Below are 26,523 nucleotides of genomic sequence, written 5' to 3' on the forward strand. Positions count from 1 at the left end.
ATATTATGCATTTTTTGCCAAGAAAGATCGTTCAATGTTGTCTGACTATGCTGTTCCTGCTGATGGCAGGCTATAGCAAGGCGCAGACCGGCAATATAACCCTGCTGAAAAATACGCTGGATGGCAGTAAGCAACAGGTGGCGAAAGACTCCGTTGTTACCGTACAGGATAGTGTATACTTCAACGCAGGCCAGATCAGTAAGCTGGATACCCCTTACTATGTGAAGAACATTATTACATTCCGTATCAATGAATATGCGGGTGTATACCTGCCTGCGCAGTTTGCTGCAACTGTGAAAGTGCGGATCATCTATACAAAGCCGAACCTTACTATAGATTCACTGGAGAAAGACCTGAGCATCAATTATGACGCAAATGCTGCTTATACGAACAGGAGCAGCTTCGTATTCAATAACGCACACAAGGTAACAGTGAAGGTGCTGAGTGCGAACACCGGCAGTGCGCCCGCAAGGGTCATGTCGGCACTGGTGCTGGATAACGAAATGCAGGTAAGTCCTGTGTATAAGTTGTCCTGTACAGACGATGCCGTGAAAAGCATCTCTGCCAACAGTATTGCCAATATTGACTCTACAGATGAACTGACTGTTGTATGGCCGGTGGTGACCGGTGCCACGGTGTATGACCTCGAATGGGCATATGTCGATTCTTCGGCTTACCTGGCAAACAGGTATGGCAACCCACTTGATGCGGGCCAGTTGTTCAGAAATAATACCTCCCGCGTTACGCTTGCGGGTAATACCTACCGTATCCCATTGTTGTATGATAATGGCGGCATCCTGTACTTCAGGGTACGGGCGGTTCAGGAAAAAAGCCGTGAAACGAGAATAGAAACGGCCTGGAGCTCAGATTATACGGGTGGATTGGGCAGTTTCTCCTTTGGCGGTCATCAACGCCTCATGAACTGGCAGTCCACGGTTGATTATTCGGAAGAAGGCAAGCGCAAGGCCGTCGTGACCTACTTTGATGGTTCTTTAAGAGAAAGGCAGATGGTGACGAAAGACAATGTGACGAACAAGACCGTTGTGGCTGAGACGTTTTACGACTACCAGGGAAGACAGACCGTACAGGTCATGCCAACGCCTACCCTGAGCAGTGTGATGCGGTATACGCCTAAATTCAATGCCGCCGGTAGTACGGCAGAATATGACAAGAGTTATTATGATAAGCTTACCTCGCCTGCGGCATACCTGACCAGCAGTGCCTCACCTATGTATATGGGAAGTGGGGCATCACAGTATTATTCCAGCTCAAATCCTGACAAAGGCACTGGCATAAACCAGTTCATTCCTAACGCAGGGCAATATCCGTTCACAGAAACAGAGTATACGCAGGACAATACCGGTAGGATCAGTCGCCGGAGCGATGTGGGAGCGGTATTTAAATTAGGCAGCAAACATGAGACCCGGTATTTTTATGGTACACCGGGAGAGAATGACCTGGATGTATTGTTTGGTACAGATGCGGGCGACAGGAATCATTATTTCAAGAACATGGTGCAGGATGCTAATGGCCAGATCGCTGTTACCTACCTGGACATGTACGGGCGTACCATTGCCACCGCGCTGGCAGGTGTGCCGGATAGTGCGGCGATGGATAACCTCAGCTCTTATTCACAGTTTCCTGTCACCGATACTTTATCGCGTGCCAATAGTAATGTGATCACTGATATGGTGATGGAAAGCACGCAGAGCCAGGTAGTGCCTGTTGACGGAGATTACCAGTTCAAATATACATTGACGCCGCCGGTGTTGCAGAAACGCGATTGCAATAATAACCTGGTTTGTTATAATGCCTTGTATGATCTGAGGATCACGATCAGCGATGACGCGTATAATCAGCGGCTGGGTGGTAAAGCTTTTGATACCATTGTCCGTAACTATACGGGTGCCTTTGTTACCGACTGTTCTGCGCCTGCGCCATTCAATGTGACTTTCACAAAACGTCTTTCCCGTGGCACCTATCAGATCACCAAACAACTGAGCATCAGGCGTGACGCGACGGATTATTACAGGGACAGTGTATTCATGAAAAAGAACCTTTGTACTACACTGGACCAGTTTATACAACAACAGCGGGATTTGCTGGTGAATACAAAGTGTACGCCGGATTGTGCTGCCTGCCAGGATAGTCTTGGCACCTGGGATACTTTCAGGGCGAAGTATATAAAGGCGGCCGGTATTGCAATAGCCGATTCTGCCGGCTATCGCGGCGAAGCCCTGGCTGCCTACCAGGAGGCGCTTGCAGCCTGTGATGCCTTGTGTAACAAGACGACGGATGTGACAGATACCAGGAATGCGCTGCTGCTCGATATGTCGGCGCCATCAGGACAGTATGCTAATCCTGATGACACGCTAAATATCTATTCCATCTTCTACCAGAAAGATGAAAATACACTTCCTGTCTATAAACGGGATACAATAACTTACCTGGATGAAGCAGGTAAGCCTGATCTGGTCTACGATGAGTTAAGCAACAGTTACGTGATACCACAGCGGCTAAGGCCAGATCAATTTGCGGCTAAGTTCAAACCTTCCTGGGCAGCGGCTTTGCTGAAATTCCATCCCGAGTATTGTAAGTGGCTGGAATTCGAAAAACATGCGGCCAGCTATAGTTGGGACAGGGCCTTTGCCGCCACAGATACCTATGCGGACGCAAAGGCAAAAGGATATCTGAACCCTACCGCCAACAGCAGTTTCCCTTTCACGATAGTGACAGCAAATAAGGATCCGCTGGCAGCTGAAAGCAGCGCCAATCAAACTGCGCTGGAAGCTAAGCTGAATAATTTCAACGGCGGGACAGGCGCTAATATCCTCTCGCTGTGGAGTATGGCTACCATCACAGTGAAGTGCCCTGATAACAGCAGTACCTGTATCAATACTTATAATACCCCTGCAAAGGCATTCAGCGAGAGTACCTTATGTACTGCTGACCTGGATATGGCGTGGCGTAACTTCCGCCAGCTGTACCAGACCGTAAAACAGGGTATGCTGAGTGACAAGATAAAGAACGCAACTTGTCCGGCGGGCGTAGTGAACCCTACTACGGCACAATTGACCGCTGCAGGCAAGCAGCTCAATTTTAACAATGCAGCAGATGCACTGGGACAGAACGGACTGGGATATTTGAACAATAATCCTACCGGAGCGGCTGCCACGGATTCAGCTAACAAGGCGCTTGCAAAGGCCTATGATGAGAATTGCAACGCTTATGCCAAAGCATGGGTACAGCAACTGGCGCCTTGTAAGTACAGCCAGGCAGCATTGAACATTATCATACCGAGACTGGTGCAGGTGTGTAAGGATGGTTCGGATGTATCGCATCCGCTGGGTTCCAGTTCCGTGAAACCTGGTAGTACAAATACTTATAAGAGCTTCCAGGAAGTGCTGGATGCTTATAACAGGCAAAACGGCATTACTAATTCCTGGGACTGTTATCCGGATATGATCACTGCGCCGGCGCCTTACGATAAGCAGTTGGCCTATACCAATAAGCCTGTCTATACCAAACCGGATAGTTGTGAGTGCGCTAAGCTCAATGGTCTGCGCGCAGAGTATCTGAAATATGGTAAACCTGCTGACGGCAGTTTTGCAGGGTATCTGTCACGTACAAGAAAGATCAACATGACGGATGCTGATCTGACACAGTTGCTGAATGCATGTAATACGGCAAATAGTTGTACCTATTTCCAGAAGGTGATCAATATTCCGCCGGCATTACAATGTAATAGCGGGGAGATATGTGTGCCTTGTAATGTGGTAAAGAACCTGTATAAAAAATATATAGAAAAGTACAGTGCTTTTACACCTACGGCAGTAGTGTCGGATACCTTCCAGCAGAAGCGGAACAAGGTATTTGAGAACTATATGAATAACCAGTTGGGCTTTAGTAAGGAGGCATGGGAATATCTCAAATTTATCCAGGACTGTGGTGGAGAATCTCCCAATCCACCTGATCCCGCTTCCTGTGCTACGCTTACAGCTATAAGGGATGCCTTCAGAAGAAGTTTTCCCGACAGCTTCGGAGACACACTGGGAATCGGTAAGGCTGTTTATCCCAAATCGGTGACCCATCTCATCTCTATCAACGGCGAAACGGCATATCCGGCATCCTCGGCACTGGCGGCCCTTGTATGGAATGATGGTAATGGATGGTTTAAGGTCAGGGACAATATCGTCTATGATTTTTCCAATATAGCGAAGGGGGCAAGAGTAAGCTGGTCTTCGCTGACGCTAACGACGAAGCCTCTGGGCACCGGGAGTGACGCAAACATTGGCACCAAGTCCAATTTCAGCACCAGCGGAACAGAATACGCTTATTTTGAAAGGGCCCTTGGCCCGGTGATCCCCGGTGTGACAACCTGGAATACGCAGCCTGCTACCTCTTCACTGCATAGGCTTTCAATACCTGCGCTGCCGGCGGGACAGAGTGCACAGACATATCAGGGCCTCATTTGTACTGAACTCGTACAGGATATGTACAGTGATTATAAAAACGGCAATAACAATGGCTTGATCTTCAGGTTGAATACAGAAGCTGATGGTATATCCAATGCATATGTATTCTGGGGAATCAATGGAGCTGGCGATACCCGGCCGATTCTGAGAGTGGATACGTATGCACACCGCTGTGATGAATGGGTATCGTACTTTAACAGCAATTACGCATCTAAATTTGAAACCGTTGGACAGATTGATAGTTTCTACCTTGCCACCTGCGGATATCCTGCCGGAATATGCAACGCAACGCCTCCTCCGCTTGATACCACTGTTATCTATGACGGTTTGCTGCTTTGTGGTAAATCTGCGCCCATTTTTGCCCCGGTGGATGTAAACGAGATCAACAACTGTTCGGACAACGAATTCTTTGCTGTGAGCAAGGGTACTGAATTGTACAAAGCTTACCGTGATTCGGTGAAAGGCAGTTTTGAAAAAGACTATATCAGCACCGGTCTGCAGGCAGTAAATAAGGAAGTGTTCACCGTAAATTATAATACCAGCGAGTATCATTATACCTTGTTCTATTATGATCAGGCGGGCAACCTGGTAAAGACCGTGCCGCCCGCTGGTGTGGTGATAGACAGGTCTGATAGTTGGCTGAATAGCGTAAAGGCAGCACGGAAGGCAGGGCAGCAGCGGATTCCTGCGCATAAGAAGATCACCCAGTACAGGTATAATACGCTGGAGCAGGTAGTTGAGCAAAAAACGCCCGATGGCGGTACTACACGCTTCTGGTATGACCGCCTGGGAAGGCCGGTAATAACGCAGAACTTGCAGCAGAAGACCGATCGTAACTATAGTTATACAAACTATGATGCCATCGGACGGATCGTGGAGGTCGGGCAAATGAACAGCAGCAATGTAATGACAGACAGCATCAGCCGCGATCCGCAGTTGCTGGCGCAGTGGTTATCGGCAGCAAAAGGAACCAGTACGCAGATCACGCGTACTACATATGATGTTCCTTATACGCCGCTGTCGCAGCTGGTGTTGTCGGCCCGGAACCTGCGTAACAGGGTGGCCTGGACGGCGACTTACAATAACAATACTGACCTGGGTAATGGTAATTATGCTGCTGGTACTTTCTATAGTTATGATGCGCATGGTAATGTAGATACCCTGTTGCAGGACTATAAGCTGGGAGGAATGGCTGATGGTGGAAACCGGTTTAAGAAGATGGTGTACAGATATGATCTGATCAGCGGTAAGGTACTCCAGGTGGCTTATCAGCCCTCGCAGGCAGATGCGTTCTATCATCGTTATACCTATGATGCTGAAAACAGGCTGATCAATGTAGAGACAAGCAGGGATAGTGTGTATTGGGAGAATGATGCCTATTATACTTATTACAGGCATGGCCTGCTGGCAAGGTTGGTCCTGGGACAGCAGCAGGTGCAGGGACTGGACTATGCTTATACACTACAGGGCTGGCTAAAAGGTGTGAATACAACTGCAATCGGCGGCAGCACGGACATGGGTAAGGATGGTATGGCCGGTAGTGCTGTGGCAAGAGATGCTGTTGGCTATGGTTTGTATTACTACGGAACCAGGGATTATAGTCCTGTTGGCAGTTTAGTTCCTTTCGCACCCATTGAAGGTTCAGGGTTTAAGCCGCTGTTCACGGGAAGTATTTCGGCCAGCAGTCAGCATACTCCCGCTGTTGGAGAATCGTTGTTGTCGACCTATTCCTATGATGTATTGAACCGCATGAAGGGCATGCAGGCAGTACGTGGATTGAACACGGCTACCAATAAATGGACGCCGGTAGCAATACAGGATTTCAAAGAGGCTGTTACATATGATGAAGACGGAAATATTCTGACCTATAGCCGTAATGGCAACAATACGTTTGCCGGTAATCCCCTGGCGATGGACAGTCTTACTTACAATTACAAAGCCGGCAGGAATCAGCTGGATTTTGTCAGGGATTCTGTGCGTTCAACAAACTATACTATAGACATCGACGGCCAGTCAGCCGGGAACTATGTCTATGATAGTATAGGCAACCTCATAAAGGACATTGCCGGTGGGATCAGCAGTATTCAATGGACCGTATACGGGAAGGTGGCGACCATTAACAAAACCGATGGGACCACTATTACGTACACCTATGATATAGCAGGAAACCGTATCAGTAAGACCGTAAATGGCATACAGACATGGTATATACGTGATGCTTCCGGCAATGTGATGAGTGTATATACAAAGGGCGATAATACTGTTAACAGTGGAAACCTTACACAGACAGAAACGCACCTGTATGGCAGTGGCCGTCTGGGTATAAGCAGGTGGAATACCGACGTACAAAGTATTGTTCCTCCTGAAATAACGCCCCTGCTCGGATTAGGGAACGGCACAGGCCTCCGTTTCATGCGTGGTATGAAAATGTTTGAACTGAGTAATTATCTTGGTAACGTGCTGGCAACAGTGTCTGATAAGAAGCTGGGCGTTTCCACAGACAGTCTTACTGTGAGTTATTTTACACCGGATATTGTCTCTACGCAGGAATATTATCCTTTTGGGATGCAGATGCCCGGCAGGGGATCCAATAGTGGAAGTTACCGCTACGGTTTTAACGGACAGGAGCGGTCGAAAGAAATACATGACAATAGCTATACCGCTGAATTCTGGGAATATGATAGCAGGATTGGCAGAAGATGGAACATGGACCCGAAAACGGTTCCGGGTATAAGTGCTTATTCCGTGCTGGGGAATTCACCGGTTAACAATAATGACCCGAAAGGTGATGAATTTATCAGTGCTATAGTAGATGGATTGGTGGCATTTACGGTAGAAGCAGGTATGGATTTCCTGGGAAATATGTTGTTGAAGGGTGAAAGTGCCGGAGATGCCTTCGATCATATCAACTGGAAGTCGGCCTCTTACGAAGGAAGTAAGGCTTTCGCTATAAGCCTGTTTATTCCAGGTAGTTCTGAAATGGCTATAGCCAAAGCCACCCAGTCTAAAGTTGGTCAGGTGATGATTGGCATTGTCCAGAATATGTTGTCAGATCTGCATAAAAATGTTACTATCGGCGCCTACAATGATGAGAAAGGACAGTTTTCATGGAATAAGTTTGTCGAAGTAACGAAGGAGTCATTTGTTAATTCCACAGTTTCCACCCTTTTTGAAATGGGATTTGGCAAAAAAGCAGATGAACTGCTGGAGCAGTTCAAGGGGAACAGCAAGCGTTTGACTGCATTGTATGAAAAGTATATGAAACAGGCAAACCGTTTGAAACCTGTTATGGAGCTTTCCAAGAAAGGAAGGAACCATGCGGCTAAGATCAGGAAGAGCATGCAGAAAACTGACCGGGAAATAGCGAAGGTGGCAACCGAGCAGAAGGAGCTTATTTTAAAGGCAGCTACCCAGCGGGCGGCAGAGAACGCGGCAAAAAAAGGAACAGGCGATGCTATAAATACCATGACGCCATTACCGCAGCAAAGTAATTGACATTTATAATTAAATCAGGATGAATAAAGTGTTTTTGGACGCAAAGGCAGAGTATTATGTTATTTTTATCTCGCTGGTTATTTTTATTGTATTCAACGAGTACGCTAAAAGGATCATTAACTTTTATGACAACTGTTTTTTTATCATTACAGGTGTTGCTGCCCTTCCTTTTTTAATGTATTCAATTCCGGTATTGTGGAAATATTTACTGGCTATTGACTATATATCTTTTTCCAGGAGGCTACTTGCTGTAGCCTTCCTGGGTTTAGGTGTCAATATAGTTACGGTAAGCGGTGTGAGGGTGTTTAAAACGTATCATGCAGCAGTGCCGGTAGGAAGTGCTGCTATTAGTTGTCCGGTCCTGTCCCTGAATAGTTCCCGGATAGGGTATGAAACTATTGACTTCAAATTGAAAGATAAAGATATGAGTTTGAGAGTGTCAGGTAAGACAGTTGGGACTTTGGAGGTAAATGGCGTGTCCGGTTATTGTGTATTTCTGGAACTAAGGAAGGGAAATGACTATTTTATTGTCGACAGGTACTGGGTAGCACATTGCCAGAATAGATAAAAATTAGCGGAATGATAAGGCGTTTGCCTTCTTGGCAGAAATGCTGATCGGGCGCCGGTGATCATTATAGGAGACTTGAAAGAAGGATCATACAAACCGTTACTAATGTCACCGCATGGTTCACATACACGACCTTTTTTAACTCATCGTGCGCGATATCTCTTGGTGTATCGCCGATATACGGCTTCACCACCACCTGTCCATGATAAGTATTCGGGCCTCCGAAGCGGCACTGCAGGATACCTGCCAGCGCCGCTTCGGGGTAACCTGAATTCGGACTGGCATGCTGATGGCCATATCTGAAAATATATACCAGCCCCCGTTTACTGAACGTCACCAATACCATCAGCAATGCAGTTAACCTGGCCGGAATGAAATTAGCTACGTCGTCTAATCTCGCCGCAAATTTCCCGAAATAGAAATACCGCTCACTTTTGTACCCGATCATGGAATCGAGGGTATTGAGCATTTTATACGTCATCATAGCGGGTACGCCGCCAACAGCGTAATAGAACAAAGGAGCGATCACGCCGTCGCTTAAATTCTCAGAGAGGGTTTCAAATACTGCTGTCCGGACCTGGTTTTCGTTCAGTGCAGCTGTTTGCCTGCCAACAATCCAGGAGAGGCGTTTGCGTCCTGCATCGAGGCTTTGATGTTGCAGGGTGTCGAAGACTTCCTTGCCTTCCTGTAACAGGCTTTTGTTTGCTAGTCCATAAAACACAAAAATGCTGGCGAAGATATAATATGCCGCTGAGCTGATGTTGAGCAGGCAGTGTTGTGTAAAATAGAAGCAGCTGAATACCAATAAACACAGCAGGATTGTCAGCAATGCCCCTTTTAGTAGTTTATATCTCCCCGTATTCAGCAATTCTTCGCCTTTACTGATAATGTTACCGAACAAGCGGACAGGATGCGGCAGCCACCTGGGATCTCCCAGTAACAGGTCCAGCAGATAGCCTGCCACCAGGGGAATGGCTATGATCAGAAACTTTCCATCCATGCTGTAATTCCTTTTACCAGTAACGCATTGTGTTCTCTTCGCTGTGCAGCTATACGGAAATGTTGCGGCGTCAGGCTCCTGAAATTAGACGCATCCCTGATCAGCAAACCGGATGTTTCTAACAGGTATTGTTTCAGTGTTGCCGCTGTACCTTTTTCGGTTTGGCAGAGGAAGAAATTGGTATGCGTGTGCCGGATGGAGATATTACCGATGGCCCTCAATGCACCAATGAGATGGAATGTTTCCCGTGTGAGTTCAGCCGTAGGTAATACCATTTCCTGCCGGTGTGCCGCAATGAACAATCCTGCTTCGATCGCCAGGGCATTGACAGACCAGGGCATTTTGTAGGGAAGGATATTATTGATAACAGCCGCGCCGCTTAGGATGTAGCCTAAACGCAGGCCAGGGATGGAATAGGTCTTTGTAAGGGACTTAATGATGATGAGGTTCGGATATTGATCCAGGAAAGGTATCATCGAGATAACATCCACCGTAAAGTCAACATACGCTTCATCGATCACGAACATCGTTTGGGTGTTATGTTCCAACAACTGTTGTATGGTAGCCGGGCGTAATATGGCGCCTGTGGGATTGTTTGGATTACCGAAGAAGACAATATCTGTCTGAAAGGTCGTGTCAGGTAACAGATCGTCCCAGTGCAGATGCTGTATTTGCAGATCATTTGCGCGACAGGCGTCTTCATATTCTGCAAAGGCAGGAATAACGATAGTGGCTGATTTTCTGCGATATGCATGTGCTACCAGGTAAAAAGCTTCCGTTGCACCATTGGTCACCAATACCTCAGCCGGCGTCAGGGCATGCCAATCTGCCAAAGCAGTTTGTAGTCGCTGGGCATTCGCTTCCGGGTAATTCCTGACCTTATACAGGCAGTCCGTCAGGTGTTGCTGCAGTCCATTAGCCCAGCTTCCGTAATATACGTTAGAGCTGAAGTCAGCAACGATCTTATAATTAAACAGGTATCTGTCGTCTCCATGACCGTTGATCATCTGTTATTCTTTAGTTGTCCGTAAATATATTCCATGTCGATATGCTCCCGCAGGTGTTGCGCCAGTTTGTCGTACTGGGCCTCTTTGAAAGCTGAATAGTCAAAGGGAGCAGAGACTTGCTGTGTCGTATGTGCTTCCAGCAGGTCATCTATCACGACGGCATTGTCCAGGATGCCGTGGATGTAGGTGCCCCAGCAATGCGCATCAAGGAAGTACCCCTCACGGTTACCGGTAGCCGTTCTATTGAGAGGGCTTTCGGTACCGGTGGCGGTGCTGATGCCCATATGGATTTCGTAGCCATTGCAGGGAACCGCATTCTTTCTATAATAGAAACGGCATTGTTCTGTGGTCTTTTGTTCCGTCAAAACAGTCTTTACAGGCAGAATACCCAGTCCCGGCATTGATTCAACCGTACCTTCCACATGATGAGGGTCTTCTATACTGCTGCCCATCATCTGGTAACCACCGCAGATGCCGATCACGGTTTTACCACTTTTATGCGCCTGTACGATCGCTTTAGCTACCCCGTTGTTCTTGATATCTATCAGATCGGCTATGGTGTTCTTACTGCCGGGAAGGATGATAATGTCCGCCTTTTCGATATCCGCAGGATTGTTGCTGTAGAACAGGTGTACCCGTCCGTCCCGCTCCAGTACATTAAAGTCGGTGAAATTGGACAGGCGGTTGAGCAGTACAACGGCTACATTCACTTTACCGGGGGCCAGTTTGTTATGTTTATGTTCCAGTCCGACAGAATCTTCTTCTTCTACGTAGATGTCTTTACGATAGGGAATAATGCCAACCACTGGTACGCCGCAGAGCTCTTCCAGGATCGTCTTGCCGGAATCAAAAAGACGGGCATCGCCCCTGAATTTATTAATGATAATACCTTTGATGAGTTGTTTCTCCTCCGGTGGCAGCAGGGCCATGGTGCCATATACACTGGCGAACAGGCCGCCACGGTCAATGTCGCCTACCAGGTACACGTCGGCCTGTGCGTGAAGCGCCATTCGCATGTTGGTAATGTCGCGGTGCTTCAGGTTCAGTTCACTGATGCTGCCTGCGCCTTCCATCACAATAGGATTATATTTCGCCTGTAAACGATCGTAGGCAGCTTTGGCTTCTTTGAAGAGTTCCTGTTTATTGTTGCCCATAAAATAGTCGTAGGCCGACTGATTACCTACGGGTTTGCCTAGCAGGACTACCTGCGAGGCTTTATCGCTGGTCGGTTTTAACAGGACGGGGTTCATGTCGGTGCTGCAGGGAAGACCGCAGGCTTCCGCCTGTACGGCCTGCGCGCGTCCTATCTCGAAGCCATCCGGAGTGGCATAGCTGTTGAGCGACATGTTCTGTGCTTTGAAGGGAGCGGGATGGTAACCATCCTGTTTGAAAATGCGGCAGAAGCCTGTATTGATAAAACTTTTGCCGACATCAGATGCAGTGCCGGCAAACATGATGGACCTTAATTGCTGCATAAGATTGCGAATGTACTATCTTTGACCGAATGAAGCCTCAGTTTTTAATTGCAGCACCATCCAGTAATTCGGGCAAAACGACACTCACATTAGGCCTCTTGAGATGGTTGCATCACCAGGGCTTAAAAGTACAGCCCTTCAAGTGCGGGCCGGATTATATAGATACTAAACATCATTCCCTGGCAGCCCATTCCCCAAGTATTAACCTGGATACCTTCATGATGAGCGAAGGGCATCTGCGCTCCGTTTATGCGAAGTACAGCGAAGGAGCGGATGTGGTGATCACCGAAGGCGTGATGGGACTCTTCGACGGGGCAGACCGCATGAAGGGCAGCAGTGCAGAGATAGCCATGTTACTGGACCTGCCGGTGATACTGGTGGTAAATGCAAAGGCCATGGCTTATTCTGTAGCGCCCCTGATCTATGGCTTCATGCATTTTAATCCGCAGCTACAGATAGCAGGCGTGATCTTCAACTTTGTAAACACCGAAAGCCATTACCAGTTCCTGAAAGATGCCTGTGAAGATATCGGCGTTACCCCATTGGGATATGTGCCTGCCAGTGATGACATCAGGATCCCTTCCCGTCACCTCGGACTGGCAATTTCTCCCGACAATGACTATGATGCTATTATAGAACGGGCCGCCGCCCATATCAGTAAAACGGTGGACCTTGCGCAGTTGCTGGCAATCACCCGGAAGCCCGTGCCGCAGGCGCCGGTGCAAACCGTATCGCCACCTTCCGGAATCATGAAAATCTCCGTCGCCATGGACGAGGCTTTTAACTTCACCTATGCGGAAAACCTGGCGGTATTACAAAGCCATGGCCAGGTGACAACTTTTAGCCCCCTGTACGATGCCCAACTCCCTGATACAGATCTGCTCTACCTGGCCGGAGGATATCCGGAACTGTTCCTGGAACAATTGTCAACTAATCTTACTATGCGGGCGTCTATCCTCGAATATTGCGCAAACGGTGGAAACGTGATCGCGGAATGTGGGGGGATGATGTACCTCGGAGAGACCCTGGCCGATAGTACCGGGAAGGAATACCCGATGGTGGGCTTTTTAAGCCTTAAAACGACGATGAAAGACGCAAAGCTGTCACTTGGCTACCGTGAGATAGAAGTGGGCTTAAATCGCTTTAAAGGGCATGAATTTCACTATTCCGCCTGTACGGAGACGGCCGCGCTTCCGAAATTAGGTAAGGTGTTCAATGCCAGGGGCATGGAAGTGTCCACCCCGGTGTACCGGAAAGACAATGTGATTGCGTCTTATATACACCTCTATTGGGGGGAGAATGACGGTTGGTTGCAATTGTTTTAAGGGGCGTGAATAATTCCGATCCCGGATCACAAACATGGTTTCCGGGGTATCAAACCGGTGTTAAACACGATTCCCCGGCATGGAACCGGGTTAACCACGCCATCCCGGGGGGGCACCCCGGGCTACAAACACGTGGCTCCTGACGGAGCCGAATGCCGCGGATATTCCGTCCCGGCATCCAGGTTACCAACATGGTTTTCGGGACATGTAACCAGGTTAAACACGCCATCCCGGGGTTGCACCCCGGGCTACAAACACGGGGCTCCTGACGGAGCCGAATGCCGCAGATATTCCGTTCCGGCATCCAGATTATGAACATCGTTTCCGGAGGCATGAAAACTTGGGCTAACCACGCCATCGCCGGGGTTGCACCCCGGCTACAAACACGTGGCTCCTGACGGAGCCGAATGCGCGGATATTCAGTCCCGGCATCCAGGTTGTGAACATCGTTTCCGGAGGCATGAAAACTTGGGTTAACCACGCCATCGCCGGGGTTGCACCCCCGGGCTACAAACACGTGGCTCCTGACGGAGCCGAATGCAGCGGATATTCAGTCCCGGCATCTAGGTTGTGAACATCGTTTCCGGAGGCATGAAAACTTGGGTTAACCACGCCATCGCCAGGGTTGCACCCCCGGCTACAAACACCGGGACTCCGTCAGGAGTCCTATTATGTCTTGTTAATGACATTTGATATAAGGGCATGACTTCGCCTGAGATTCGCTTCGTCTATCCTACCGCTTACTACCTATAAGCGCTACAGTCCTACATTTCACCTACAATTCTATAGCGTTCGCTATAGAACAGTGCCTAAAATGCTATAGCAGAGAGCCTGTAGGTAGGAGGGTCCATACTATTTCCTCCCTATCTCCACACTATATCAATGGGATTAAGATGCCAGGAAGAGAATTTGAGTGAACATCGATGGCTTGAAATGATATTTGATAATCAATGAGATGTGGTATGAACGAACTTGAACGAACTTGCTCCCCCAAAAATAGGTGCAAGCAAACAGGATGGACTAAGTTTACCCTGGATGCGCATCCGGATTTTATTTCAATCACTAAAACTTGTCCAGCCCGTTATGTATCGTCTTCTGTTTATCATGATCGTTTTCTCACTTAATGTTATGGCCCAGACAGCTGTTCCGTTTGATTCACCACGCTGGAAGATCAGTGGACAGGAAGCCGTCAGGGAAACCCACCTGGGACAGCCCGCCCTGCGACTGAAATCGGGTAATGCCCTGCTGGCAGACGCTAATTTTAAAAATGGGGTCATAGAATTTGACATCGCATTGTCCAAAGCCCGTTACTTCCCCGGTATTGACTTCCGGATGCAGGACAGTGCCAATTGCGAGGAATATTATCTGCGCCCTCATCAGTCAGGCAATCCTGATGCCATGCAGTATACACCGGTGTATAACAACATGGGCGGCTTTCAGCTATACTATGGCGCCGGCTATAACAACCGGGTGGAGCTGCCTTTTGACCGCTGGTTGCACATTAAAATGGTCGTGAAGGAAAAGGAAGCTGAGATCTTTTTCGATAATGGCCCTGAGCCGGTTTTATATATCAACCGCCTGGACCGGGCTCCTGCTGCCGGTATGATCTCCCTGGCCAATCCATGGGATGCGGTGGCATGGTACAGCAATTTCGTATATACACCCGGTGATGCTGTTACAATTAAGAGTTCAAGGAAACTGCCTGAGTTGCCGGAAGGCACCATCACCAGCTGGGAGGTAAGTACTGTATTCGGTGAGAAACAGGTGGAAGGACGTACGAAACTGCAGGCGGCAGATACGGCCTCGCTTCGCTGGAAAACCCTTCGGGCGGATCATAATGGCATTACAAATGTATCCCTGATATCTGCTGTGACGGGAGAGAAGAACACGGTATTTGTGCGCAAAGTCATTGATTCCGGCACGGCACGTGTGCAGAAGCTACAGTTCGGATTTTCAGATAAGGCACGCGTATATCTGAACGGCCGGCTGTTGTATGAAGGGAACGATGAATTTGCAACCCGCGACTATCGTTTCCTTGGCACAGTGGGGTACTGGGATGCCCTGTACCTGCCACTGCAAAAAGGAAGGAATGAATTATTGATCGCACTGTCTGAAGCCTTCGGTGGTTGGGGCGTAAAAGCCCGGCTGACGGATTAACAACTGCTATTTTCCTAAAGCTTTCCTGACAGCAGGGGCAATTTTGGTCCCATACAGCTCAATAGCATGCATGACCTTCTGATGAGGGATTTCTCCGCCAATAAGCTGCGCCAGGTAGCGGGTATTGTGATACAGCTCATGCACGTGGAGGATCTTGTCGATGATCTCATTAACATCACCTACCATCAACGGACCTCCACGGCGGAGCGCTTCGAAGTACTGCCTTTCGATAGGCGACCAGCCTCTTTCACGACCTATCCTGTTCATCATCTTCTCATAAGTAGGATAGAGGTCGTCCGATGCCTGCTCCGAATCATCCGCCGCAAAGAAATGTGTGCTGATGGCAAATGGCAGCTGGCTGACATCATGCCCTGCTTCCTGTGCTGATTTCCGGTAGAGTTCCGCAAAAGGAACAAAGCCATTGGTAGGTCCTCCCAGGATAGCAACCGTCAGGGGCAGATTCATTTTGCCTGCCCTTACCGCCGATGCAGGCGTGCCACCTGCTGCCAGCCATATAGGTAATGCGGGTTGTATCGGGCGAGGATAGACGCCCCTGTTAGGAATAGATGCCCTGAACTTTCCTTTCCAGTTCACGATCTCATGCTGGTTGATATTCAACAGGAGGTCAAGCTTTTCTACAAATAATTCATCGTAATCTTTCAGGTCATAGCCAAACAAGGGGAATGATTCTATAAACGATCCTCTGCCGGCCATGATCTCGGCTCTTCCATTGGAGATCAGGTCCAGGGTGGCAAACTGTTGGAATGTACGCACAGGGTCCACAGAACTTAATACTGTTACAGAGCTGGACAGCTTGATCCGTTTCGTAATGGCAGCAGCTGCCGCCAGTATTGTTTCGGGTGATGATACAACAAAATCAGGACGGTGGTGCTCGCCCAATGCAAAGACATCCAGGCCTACCTCATCGGCCAGTTTTATCTCTTCCAGCAATTCATGTACGCGCTTGTGCGCATTAACAGCCTTGCCGGCTACTCTTTCCGGGGTGATTTCTCCAAAGGAGCTGATACCTAGTTCCATTTTATATTGATTTAAACAGTTTATGACGTATTGACCTGATAGCACTGCCACTATTCCGATAGGAATTCTATAAGGCCCCGCAAAGTTCCGGTATAAGCCCTGGTCCGGGAAGACTGTTTCCCAAAGTATAGTACTTTCTACCGGGAAACCAGGTATTTATACGCTTGTCACAATGTTTTATCTGGCGGACCTTTAGGTCAGCATTACAGCAGCATTCAGGAACACCAGCGGGATTGATACGTTGCCCCGAAACACCGGTAATATAACAACGCACAAGACCACAACATTTTAACAGCAAAAAATTCGGACCCCAAAGCATTCATTGTTATGTCCCGCGCAACGCCGTAGCGTTGTCAGGAACTGCTATCATCACTTTTGTAACCTCAAAAAAAATTAACAAATGGACAAAGCACTTGCAACAGACAACCTTACAGATCAGCAGGTCAAACTGTATCTGGAAAACCGTAAGCTTCTATTGCTCTCCAAATTCCTGCCACAGCAAACCTCCGGTATTACCTTCTGGGAACAGCTGATGTGTGTAGGGTTTAATCCCGATGTATCCAGGCTGGAAGCCGTCGTGAAGATCAAACAACCTACCGGCTACAGTGGTGGATTGTGCAGTACGGGATCGCATGAGTTTATACGCTTCTTTGTGGACTATCATGATGGCGCCGGCTTCCAGGATGCCGGTGTGACCAGCTTCAAAGTGGCTGATATCCCCGATCCAAGCCCACACACCAAACATCCGCTTCATTACATGGCATATATCTTCCTCAATGATGAAGCACACCGCCGGTTCACTGCCTGCGATACGGCCACCATCCCTACCGTAAGGACGGTATTGTCATGGAACACGATCCCTTCTTTAAACCCGAACGATGTGCCACATTTTGGGAACGTGGTAGATATCAATATTCAGCTGAAGCGGAAACGGATCATCTTCTGGGGCGACCTTGTCAAGGAACTGGATATCAAAGAGAAACTGGACATATTACCACAGGTGGATGAGGAGTTTAAATTGCCGGTGATCGACAAGCCTTTACCACCGGTAGAACAGTTCTACAAAATGTACAAAGGTGCAGGCGTGGAAGATCACCGTACCTTTTACAGCAGCATCATACCGCAGCTGCCGCAGGTGGCACAGTTGCCCACTACGGCGCCTGTGTTTGACCTGGACATTGTCAGTAAGATAGGGGTGAACATTGCGGATATCACCAAGGTGATCACCAATCCCATATTCGAGAAGGATAACGCCAACATTGATTATGAGCAGCTGACCTGCGTAGGGCTCAATACTGTTTCCGACACGCTGGGCGCTGTGATCAAATTGAAAAAGAGTACCGGCTTCAGTGGCAACCTCTGTACTGCCGGATCAAAAGAATACGTTGCGTTCTGGGCGGACTGGAATAATGACGGCACTTTTGATGAGTACCTCGGAACGGCCAGTGTTACGGTACACGACATCAGTAACATCCCGAAAGATGGCCTGTACTACAACGTGGCATTGCCCTTAGACCTTTCCAAACGCCTGAAGAGCTGTGAAACGCCTAACGTTATCAGGATACGCGGCGTATTGTCCTGGCAGACCCTGCCCTCCACAACAGATCCGAATGCGCTGAACTTCTACGGCAACCGCGTAGATGTAAGGGTACAGGTAAGGCCAGGCGTACAGGATGGTGGCAAGCTGGGTATCAATATCTTTGATGTGAATGGCGTTGCCATCAGCAATATTGACCAGGTGGCAATCGCTACCCGCGGACTGGCGTACAGCAGTGCAGTATTTCCTGCCGCGGCCTATCCATTTGGCGGCCTGATCAAACTGAGTGGTATGTTCACCAACAGTGGTCCATCCGGCACTACTTTCTACAAGGTGCAATTCCTCGACACCAGTGGCGGTACCTGGCAGGATGTAATGGATAAACAGAAATTCCAGATCATTGAAAGCAGCATACTGACGCTGCACGACCAGGATCCCTCACTGACCGGCGGCTGGCTCACCTACCTGCCTGCTGTACCTTCCAGGGCAGAGAAACTATCCCTGCTGGCATTCTGGGATAGCGGCAACAGGAATGGTCTGTACAAGCTCAGGGTCCTGTTCACAAAAGATCCGCTCCACGCACCGGCTAATATCAGCTACTCAGCCGAAACGTATGTTTACCTTGATAATACCGGGTACACTGTGAACGGCGCACCATCTGCCACACTCGATCCTGCCAGCACGCTGGATGTGATCATTGCCGGCGGCGACTGTAAGTTCTATAATAAGGGAGATGTGATCAATGGTCAGCTGAAAGTGCTCGACAAGTTCTTCAGCGGCTGGTACTTCGACCTGCAGCCGGCAGCGCATATCACTCCTCCGGGTACACCGCTGAGCACTATTATCAGTCCTTCTTCCAGGTCTTGCGTAAGCCTGGCAGACAATGGAAATAACGGTCTGGCCTTTACTATCGACACCAAGTACCTGCAGTCCTGCGGATACACCATCCGCCTGAGTGCGACAGACAGGTCGCTGGTAGGGTATAAGATCACCTTCCTTGATGGCTCGTATATTTATAACCTGACCAGCCATTATGCGGAGAAATATCTTGGATTTGCTGTATTGCCCTAGTAAGATAGGTGGATAGCGAAGCATGGGAATGGCGAAAGGCTGTTCCCGTGCTTTTGCTGTTTAGGTAAAAAACGTAAAATATCATTTTTAAATTCCTCCAATGTATTGACCTTTGCGCTGAGAATGGACCAAAGAGATGGCAGTAACAACAGCAGCAGCACCAATTGTAAAGGCCGAAAGGGGAAGTCTCCGTTTCCGGCGTATCAAGAACAGTATATTCTTATCGGGACTTTCGGTATTTGCCCAGTTATATTTATTCCAGCCTGTACTTCCCCTGTTATGTAAGGAGTTTAAGATCTCTCCCGCTGAAAGCAGCTGGGCCGTGTCTGCCTCGACAATGGGCATGGCGGTAGGACTGTTTATCTTCTCCCTTAAAGCAGACGCCTTACCGAGAAAACAACTGATGGGATTTGCCATGCTGGGATCTGCCGTGCTGACGTTGCTGTCGGTTTTCATTCATAATTTTCATTTGCTGATAGCGGTGAGTTTCGTCAAAGGCGCTATCCTGTCGGGCGTTACAGCAGTGGCCCTGGCATATCTATCGGAAGAGGTCAGCCTTAATTCATTGGGACTGGCCATCAGTCTTTACCTGAGTGGCAATGCCATTGGAGGGATGGCAGGCAGGATCGTGGTGATGCTGATAGCCGGCTGGGCCAACTGGCGCTGGGCGGCGGCCTTCGTGGGTATCTCTGGCCTGGTGTTAGGTTTGTTTTTCATGAAGCGTTTACCAGCTTCAAAACATTTTATGCCCTTACCAGTCAATATGGGTCAGAAATGGCAGCAGATGGGTATCTTTTTCCGTCAGCCGGTAATCGTTTTCCTGTACCTGGCCGCATTCCTGCTCATGGGCGGATTTGTAAGTATCTATAATTATACAGGTTTTCACCTGGAGGAACCTCCTTTTTCCTTACCGCATTATGTGATTGCCTGCATCTTCCTGATGTATACCGTAGGTGTATGGGGAACGATGGTGGCAGGAAGAACGTCGGATAAAATTGCACCGGCGAAGCTGATCCGTTTCTTCATTCCTGCCATCGCCGCAGGGCTGTTGCTGATGCTGGTCTCGCAGTTGTTTGTTTTTATCGGCGGACTGGGAATTTTTACGTTCAGCTTTTTCGGTACGCATACACTGGCCAGCAGAATAGTGTCGCAGGAAGCAAAGGAAGGTAAGAGCAGTGCTACTTCACTTTACTGGCTGTTCTACTATGCAGGTTCTGCCATCATTGGTACCGCTACAGGCGTTGTGCTGACGGGATGGGGATGGGCTGTGTTTATCTTTTCCCTGTTGCTGCTGGTAGTGGCAGGATTTCTCCTGGTACTCAGGGCAGGAAGGAAATAGTGGTCATTTATCCAATGCATTGACCGGCGGGAAGTTTAACCCCGGATATCCTTAGTGGAGCTTAGAAAGTCATTCTTTTTGATATCGAGCTTCTCCATCTTGGACTCGAGTGTTGTGGGTTTAATATTCAGTAGTTCCGCGGCCCCGTTGGCGCCGCGTATCCGTCCGGCTGTTTTCCTCAGGATGGATATGATATATTCCCTTTCTGTCTCCCTTTGAACACGTTTGACATCATCCAGTGTTTTAATATCTGTTGTAGCCAAAGGAGCAGGGGATGTACCTGTAAGATTTCGTCTCAATTCCAGTGGCGATCTGCCATCATTGAGAATAGCAGATTGTTCCAGGACATTTTCCAGTTGCCTGATATTGCCCGGCCAGTCATAAGTGAGCATTGTTTCCATCATTGACGCTGTAATGCCATTAAACGGCTTGTTGAATTCCCTGCAAAACTTTTCTGCAAAATAGACGGCCAATCCTTCTATGTCACTTCTTCGCTCCCTTAAGGGTGGTAATGTGATCGGGAAAACATTCAGCCGATAGTATAGATCGAGCCGGAAATTTCCCCGGGCTACCTCTTCTTCCAGGTTCCTGTTTGTGGCGGCAACAATGCGGACATTGACCTGTAGCGGAGCGTTGCCACCGATAGGTTCAATCTCTTTTTCCTGTAAAACACGTAATATTTTCACCTGCATTTCGAGCGGCAGTTCTCCTATCTCATCTAAAAAGACGGTCCCACCGTCGGCTTGTTCAAATTTACCTTTCCTTTTTTCCGTTGCACCCGTGAAGGCCCCTTTCTCATGGCCAAATAATTCTGACTCGATCAGTGTGGCCGGAATAGCTGCACAGTTGACCTTTATGAAGGGGGCATTTTTTCTTGGCGAGAGCAGATGAATAGATTGCGCCACCTGTTCTTTACCGGTGCCGCTTTCCCCCAGTATCAATACTGAAGTATTGTGCGGCGCTACCTGTGCAGTAAGATCCAATGCTGCCAATAAAAGATGGTGACTGCCGATGATGTTCCTGAATTCAGGCCGGTTAACCGTTTCTCCCTGTAGATTTGTAAATGCACCTGCAGGGTTCAACAACGAATCCGCCGGATCATCTTCATACATTATTCTTTCAGACAGGGCCGTTATTGAGGGTCTTAACCGGTTTAGTAAGGCAATATGATTATCCGTATACACATCCAGCCGGCGGCTATAGAAGAAGTAGTGAAAGGATAGTCCATTATTCAAAGTAACAGGAAATACCAGGTAGGACCGGATGTTGAATGTCCCGGCCAATGTCTTCAGCAGGGAGGGCACATGTAGCTTTTCATCCTGTATCTCATTGCAGATGACTGTATTTATGTCTGTTTGGCTGTTGGCCAGGACGACCGGCAATGCCGCTTTTTTCAGGTTTGTAATTGTAAGCAGTTCTTCTGTGCCGATAAACTGGTATTCATCGAATCCGATGCGCAGATAGCCCTTGTCATCAAATTGTGCGGTATTGAGAGGCCTGAGACCGGACGTGATAAAATCGAATGGTATGTGAGGTAGCAGGATCCTGGCGAGCTTCAATATCTTCTGCCGGCCCGTAGCATCTTCATGGGCTGCTTCCTCAATCTGTTGCTGTAAAAGGTGTTCCCGGCGTTCCCTGGCTTCAAGGCTATGCATATGTCGGTACCAGGCAATATCTAACATCACCATCAGGTCTTTTTTTCTGAAAGGCTTCACCAGAAAGCCATAAGGTTCTGTGGCCCTTGCTTCTTCGAGTATTTTCCGGTTGGAATTAGCAGACAAATAGATAAAGGCTATATGCTCAGATCTTAATTTCCTGGCAAGATCGATGCCTGAAAGTTTACCCTGTAGCCGGATATCCAGTAATGCGATATCCGGTTTCTCCCGTTGAAGCAGCTCTTCGGCCTCTTCGCCGGAGGCAGCAATCCCACTGACCTCATAACCAAACCGCTGTAGTACCTGTCGGAGGTTATTGGCCACAATAAATTCATCTTCCACGATCAGCACTTTCTTCTTCATAATATTGGTAATTAAGCGTTCATCAAAGGTGTATGTGAAAAGTGCATGTTCATTACAACAAATACGTAACGCTGTCCAGGCGCCGGTGATAATTATCTGTCTCAAAAGCGTAGTAAGCACCCGGCAGGAGTAGTAATTGCAGGCGCCGGAATTTGCGATACCACCTTACATGGGATCAACAACCAGAATAGCAGGCAGGTGAAAAATTTTCCAGACATAGGCGTCTTTTTTATGAGGATCATAAAAAAGTCAGACCCCGTATGGTTCAGGGGACTGCATTCTACATACGCTCTTCAATAAGACAAAAGATAGTAAAAAAAGACGGATGTTCAAACTTTTGCCCGGTCGCCTTCAACACTTTAGGTTTACATTGAATCGGCACGATTCATTTCCCTGAAATTTCCAACAATTCTTTCAGGTATTCTCCCCACACAGCGGGTAGCGAATTGGTGCCATGACCAACGGTTTTGTCTGTGACAGGTAACAAGATATATCTCCCCTTCTTTACTTTTTTGATCTCTCTTTCCATCACACCCAGTTCGGGAGGATTGATCTCATCATCAGCAGAGTTGACAGCGAAAACGGGTGCTTTGATCTTTGAGAGATAGGGAGAAGGATTATAATACCGGGACGCTTCCAGTGCATAGATCACATCATTGGCGTCCAGGGAGGACAGGCTGGCTCTTCGCATTCTGACTACCAGCGAGTCGGCGTTTTCCCTTGTAGAAGCAGAGAGCTGCAGCTGTAAGGGACTGCTGTTCATGAAAAAGAAAGAGGATAAAGCACCTGTTAATCCCAGGGTGGGTTGCGATTTGTATTCACCTCCCTGCCAGGCAGGATCCATTTTAATAAGGTCGATCGCCATTTTACGCATCATCCGGTTGCGGCCCACAATAGGGGCGGGCTGACAGGCCAGCGGCATCATGGCGTCCATGAAATCCGGATAGGCGTAGCCCCATACCCAGGTGTGCATAGCGCCCATGGAAGTACCCAGTATGAGGCGGAGATGGTTAACCCCCAGGTGTTTGGTGAGCAGTATATATTCGGCAGTTACCATGTCATTGTAGGTATATGCCGGGAAATGCATGTGAAGGCTGTCGCTCGGACGACTGGATTTACCATGGCCGATGGCATCGGGCAATATGATAAAATATTTGCCGGCGTCCAGCAACTGGCCGGGGCCAAATAACTGACCGGCAAACTGTTTTCCAAGGAAACCTGTGGCAGAAGCGGTGGTGCCATGCATGATCAATACTGCATTCATGACCTTGCCATCAGCACCTTTGCGGGGAGTGCCTATCGTATAATAGTGCAGGTTCATCAAAGGGAGTTTTTCCCCATTCTCGAAAGTGAAATTTTCAACGGCATAAATACCTTCCGCGGGGGTAGGATAGGAGGACTGCGCCTTTGTATGGATGCACAGGAAAAGGAATACCAGGAGGAATGAATACTTTTTCAGCATGACAGGAAGCGTTTGTTTGCAAAGCAGGCGAAAAAGTAGTTATAATCAGGCGGTTTTAATAACCGTTGGTCACTTTAATAAAAAATCCCGGGTACATGACGTACCCGGGATCATATGATTTCACGCTAAGCGGCATTACTGCTGTTTAGCAGCTTCTTTTTTCTTCTTCTGGTGGTCTACGATCGCACCGATACCAGCACCTGCACCAGCACCTACAACGGTACCGATAGCCGCACCTTTCAGACGGTCGTTCTTATTCAGAATAGCACCTGTAACCGCGCCTGTACCAGCACCTACAACAGCACCTTTAGCAGTGTGGCTCCAGCCTTTCTTCTTTTCGGTGGTAGTTGTGGTGGTAGTCGCAGCTGGTGCGCTATTGTCTGCACTGGCGCTGCTGCTGTGATGAACAGTGGCTGGTGCATTCTTTCCACGGATATTTTTAACAGTCTCCATTGAATCAATGGTGCGCTGTTTTACTTCATTAACAGCATTAACAGAGTCTACTGCTGCCTGTTTTGCAGCCTCAATAGCCTCTTCCTGAGATGGTTTGTTATTACAGGCGAATAGCGTGACGATAGTTGCTAAGCTCAAAAATAACTGTTTCATGGCCTGATTTTTTGGTTTATCAATATACAGTACTAGTAGACAAAACTATGCCATTTTTGTGAATTCTCCTTAATTATGCTGTAAATTAAATTGATGTAAATAGTGCTTTTTTACTATTTATTTATTTTCAGCTAATTATCTCCATCAGCGGTCCTTTCTTTCCGGAGTTTCGTCTTTAACGGTATTGATGTAACCATTAAACCCAACAACAATGAAAAATGCTATTGCATGCCTCCTGATGGCAACCCTGATTTCCTGTAGCAAGAAAGACAGTGAACTGATCCGCGACAAAGCCCAAAGTGCCAGTGCATTGGCTATCACGAATTATTACGTGAACGGAGCCACCGGCAATGATGCCAACGCCGGTACCTCCGAGACCACCGCCCTCAAAACTATTCAGAAAGCCCTTGACAAGACAACGGAAGGGGCTGGAGCCACCATCTATGTAGCGGGTGGTACCTACAAGGAACGGCTTAGCTGGCGGCATTCCGGCGCCTCTGCCGCTGAGCCGGTCACGCTGACCAACTATGCCGGCGGCATCGTTATTATTGATGGCGTGGGTGCTACAAACCCGGACAGCGTTGCAATGATCCACGTGGTCAATAAAAGCCATATCCGGATCAACAATATCCGCATAGCCAATAACATTAAACCGGGCGCCTTCGGTATCCATATTGAAGGAACCGGTACCGATGTACAGGTAACTTCCTGCCACATTTATAATATCGGGTGGACTACGGATTCCAGCGCCGTGCCAACTTCCCTCGATAATGCCAATCCGCTGATACTCGTAGGCGCTACACCTGTCGCTTACACCGAAATATATTTCGGCAGCAACCAGGTATATGCATGTAACACGGGTTTCAGTGAAGGGATGACCATTGGCGGGAATGTAAGTAACTTCCTGATAGAGAATAACATTGTGCACCATATCAGGAACATCGGTATAGATATGACCGGGCATTATGGCTGGACAGGGGCCCCCGACAGCGTGAACTTTGCAAGGAACGGCAATGTAAAAGGCAATGTGGTCTATAACTGCATTTCACCAGTGGCCACCAGCGGTGGTATTTATGTAGATGGCGGACGTTGGATCAATATTGAAGGAAATATCTCTTTTAATAATGGTGCTGGTATTACTGTGGGTTGTGAAAATCCTAATAATACCGCTGAAGGGATCAATATACGCAGCAATTTCATCTACAATAATATAGATGCAGGATTATTGATCGGTTCAAATGCATCCGGCAGTAAGGTTGTTTATTCCACGATCAGTAATAACACACTCTTTAAAAACTATACAAAAGGCGGCTGGGGAGGCGAGATCAGTTTGCAGAACACTGATCATGTGACGTTTTCCAACAACATTATACAATCCGCCAGCGACATCGTAGTGATCAAACTGCTGGGATATACTACTACCAATCTGGCAATGGATTACGACAGGTATTACACCAATTCAGGAAGTGCTTCCACCTTTGACTGGGGCAATGACGGGTTCTATACTACACTGGCTGGTTTCCAGGCAGGTACAGGACTGGAGGCACACGCTACTTACGGTAATCCTTCTTTTGTGAATAATACGGCGGCAGCGCTGAACCTGCATCTGGCCAGTGGCTCGGCTTGTATCAATGCGGGTGATCCTGCCTTTGTGCCGGCATCCGGAGAACTGGATATAGACAAGCAGTCAAGGAAACAGAACAACAGAGTGGATATTGGAGCAGATGAAACGGCTTTGTAATGGCATTTTATAGCATTCAATGCCGATACGTTCTTCGGTAGGTGTCTTGATTAAAGGTCGTAGTAATGCGACCTTTAATCATATTCAGAAGAATTTCCACCAGGGTTTTCCGGCCCTTCTCGCTTTCCTGAGTGCCACATGGGGGCAAATTCAAAAGTCGTCAAAACTGTTTATTCAACGGTCCTGACGACTTCCTGATTTATCTTTCC

The 26,523-nt window shown here is 48.2% G+C and carries 14 protein-coding genes; 7 read left to right on the plus strand and 7 right to left on the minus strand.

The window, feature by feature from the left end; translation table 11 throughout:
* Positions 1-5: 5 nt before the first annotated feature.
* Positions 6-7,970, plus strand: coding sequence for a hypothetical protein (locus tag MYF79_RS17565; protein WP_247808957.1), 7,965 nt, complete (start codon positions 6-8; stop codon positions 7,968-7,970).
* Between the two features lie 19 nt (positions 7,971-7,989).
* Positions 7,990-8,538, plus strand: coding sequence for a hypothetical protein (locus tag MYF79_RS17570; protein WP_247808958.1), 549 nt, complete (start codon positions 7,990-7,992; stop codon positions 8,536-8,538).
* 64 nt (positions 8,539-8,602) lie between these two features.
* Here the strand turns inward: MYF79_RS17570 and cbiB are convergent, their stop codons facing one another.
* The 3 genes from cbiB to MYF79_RS17585 are packed head-to-tail and all read right to left on the minus strand — an operon-like array spanning position 8,603 to position 12,020.
* Complete coding sequence (cbiB, locus tag MYF79_RS17575; RefSeq protein ID WP_247808959.1) at positions 8,603-9,538, minus strand: adenosylcobinamide-phosphate synthase CbiB; 936 nt, start codon at positions 9,536-9,538, stop codon at positions 8,603-8,605.
* A complete protein-coding gene (locus MYF79_RS17580; protein WP_247808960.1) occupies positions 9,520-10,545 on the minus strand; it encodes a pyridoxal phosphate-dependent aminotransferase in 1,026 nt (341 codons plus the stop codon). Before MYF79_RS17580 ends, cbiB begins: the two co-directional genes overlap by 19 nt.
* Positions 10,542-12,020, minus strand: coding sequence for a cobyric acid synthase (locus tag MYF79_RS17585; RefSeq protein ID WP_247808961.1), 1,479 nt, complete (start codon positions 12,018-12,020; stop codon positions 10,542-10,544). Before MYF79_RS17585 ends, MYF79_RS17580 begins: the two co-directional genes overlap by 4 nt.
* Before the next feature lie 29 nt (positions 12,021-12,049).
* On the opposite strand from MYF79_RS17585, the gene MYF79_RS17590 reads away from it, so the two are divergent.
* Together MYF79_RS17590 and MYF79_RS17595 are read left to right on the plus strand one after the other, a co-directional pair.
* Positions 12,050-13,345, plus strand: a complete 1,296-nt coding sequence (locus MYF79_RS17590; RefSeq protein WP_247808962.1) for a cobyrinate a,c-diamide synthase — start codon at positions 12,050-12,052, stop codon at positions 13,343-13,345.
* Positions 13,346-14,428: 1,083 nt separating this feature from the next.
* On the plus strand, positions 14,429-15,502 hold the full coding sequence (locus tag MYF79_RS17595; protein WP_247808963.1) for a hypothetical protein: 1,074 nt from the start codon (positions 14,429-14,431) through the stop codon (positions 15,500-15,502).
* Positions 15,503-15,508: 6 nt separating this feature from the next.
* Here the strand turns inward: MYF79_RS17595 and MYF79_RS17600 are convergent, their stop codons facing one another.
* Entirely contained in the window at positions 15,509-16,540 is a 1,032-nt protein-coding gene (locus MYF79_RS17600) for an Atu2307/SP_0267 family LLM class monooxygenase (protein WP_247808964.1), read from the minus strand.
* A gap of 400 nt (positions 16,541-16,940) precedes the next feature.
* Here MYF79_RS17600 and MYF79_RS17605 point away from each other — a divergent pair, with 400 nt between their 5' ends.
* Positions 16,941-19,148, plus strand: a complete 2,208-nt coding sequence (locus MYF79_RS17605) for a hypothetical protein (protein ID WP_247808965.1) — start codon at positions 16,941-16,943, stop codon at positions 19,146-19,148.
* Positions 19,149-19,284: 136 nt separating this feature from the next.
* Positions 19,285-20,487 carry an MFS transporter gene (locus tag MYF79_RS17610; RefSeq protein ID WP_247808966.1) on the plus strand — a complete coding sequence of 401 codons (1,203 nt, stop codon included), beginning with the start codon at positions 19,285-19,287 and terminating at the stop codon, positions 20,485-20,487.
* Positions 20,488-20,522: 35 nt separating this feature from the next.
* On the opposite strand, the gene MYF79_RS17615 is transcribed toward MYF79_RS17610, so the two are convergent.
* The 3 genes from MYF79_RS17615 to MYF79_RS17625 form a co-directional block, all read right to left on the minus strand.
* Entirely contained in the window at positions 20,523-22,505 is a 1,983-nt protein-coding gene (locus MYF79_RS17615; protein ID WP_247808967.1) for a sigma 54-interacting response regulator, read from the minus strand.
* Between the two features lie 385 nt (positions 22,506-22,890).
* A complete protein-coding gene (locus MYF79_RS17620) occupies positions 22,891-23,967 on the minus strand; it encodes an alpha/beta fold hydrolase (RefSeq protein WP_247808968.1) in 1,077 nt (358 codons plus the stop codon).
* A gap of 135 nt (positions 23,968-24,102) precedes the next feature.
* Positions 24,103-24,573, minus strand: a complete 471-nt coding sequence (locus MYF79_RS17625) for a YMGG-like glycine zipper-containing protein (RefSeq protein ID WP_199656598.1) — start codon at positions 24,571-24,573, stop codon at positions 24,103-24,105.
* A gap of 211 nt (positions 24,574-24,784) precedes the next feature.
* Between MYF79_RS17625 and MYF79_RS17630 the strand changes: the two genes are divergently transcribed.
* Positions 24,785-26,314, plus strand: a complete 1,530-nt coding sequence (locus MYF79_RS17630) for a right-handed parallel beta-helix repeat-containing protein (protein WP_247808969.1) — start codon at positions 24,785-24,787, stop codon at positions 26,312-26,314.
* Positions 26,315-26,523 lie beyond the last annotated feature (209 nt).

The sequence above is a fragment of the Chitinophaga filiformis genome (genome assembly GCF_023100805.1).
Classification (GTDB): Bacteria; Bacteroidota; Bacteroidia; order Chitinophagales; family Chitinophagaceae; genus Chitinophaga; species Chitinophaga filiformis_B.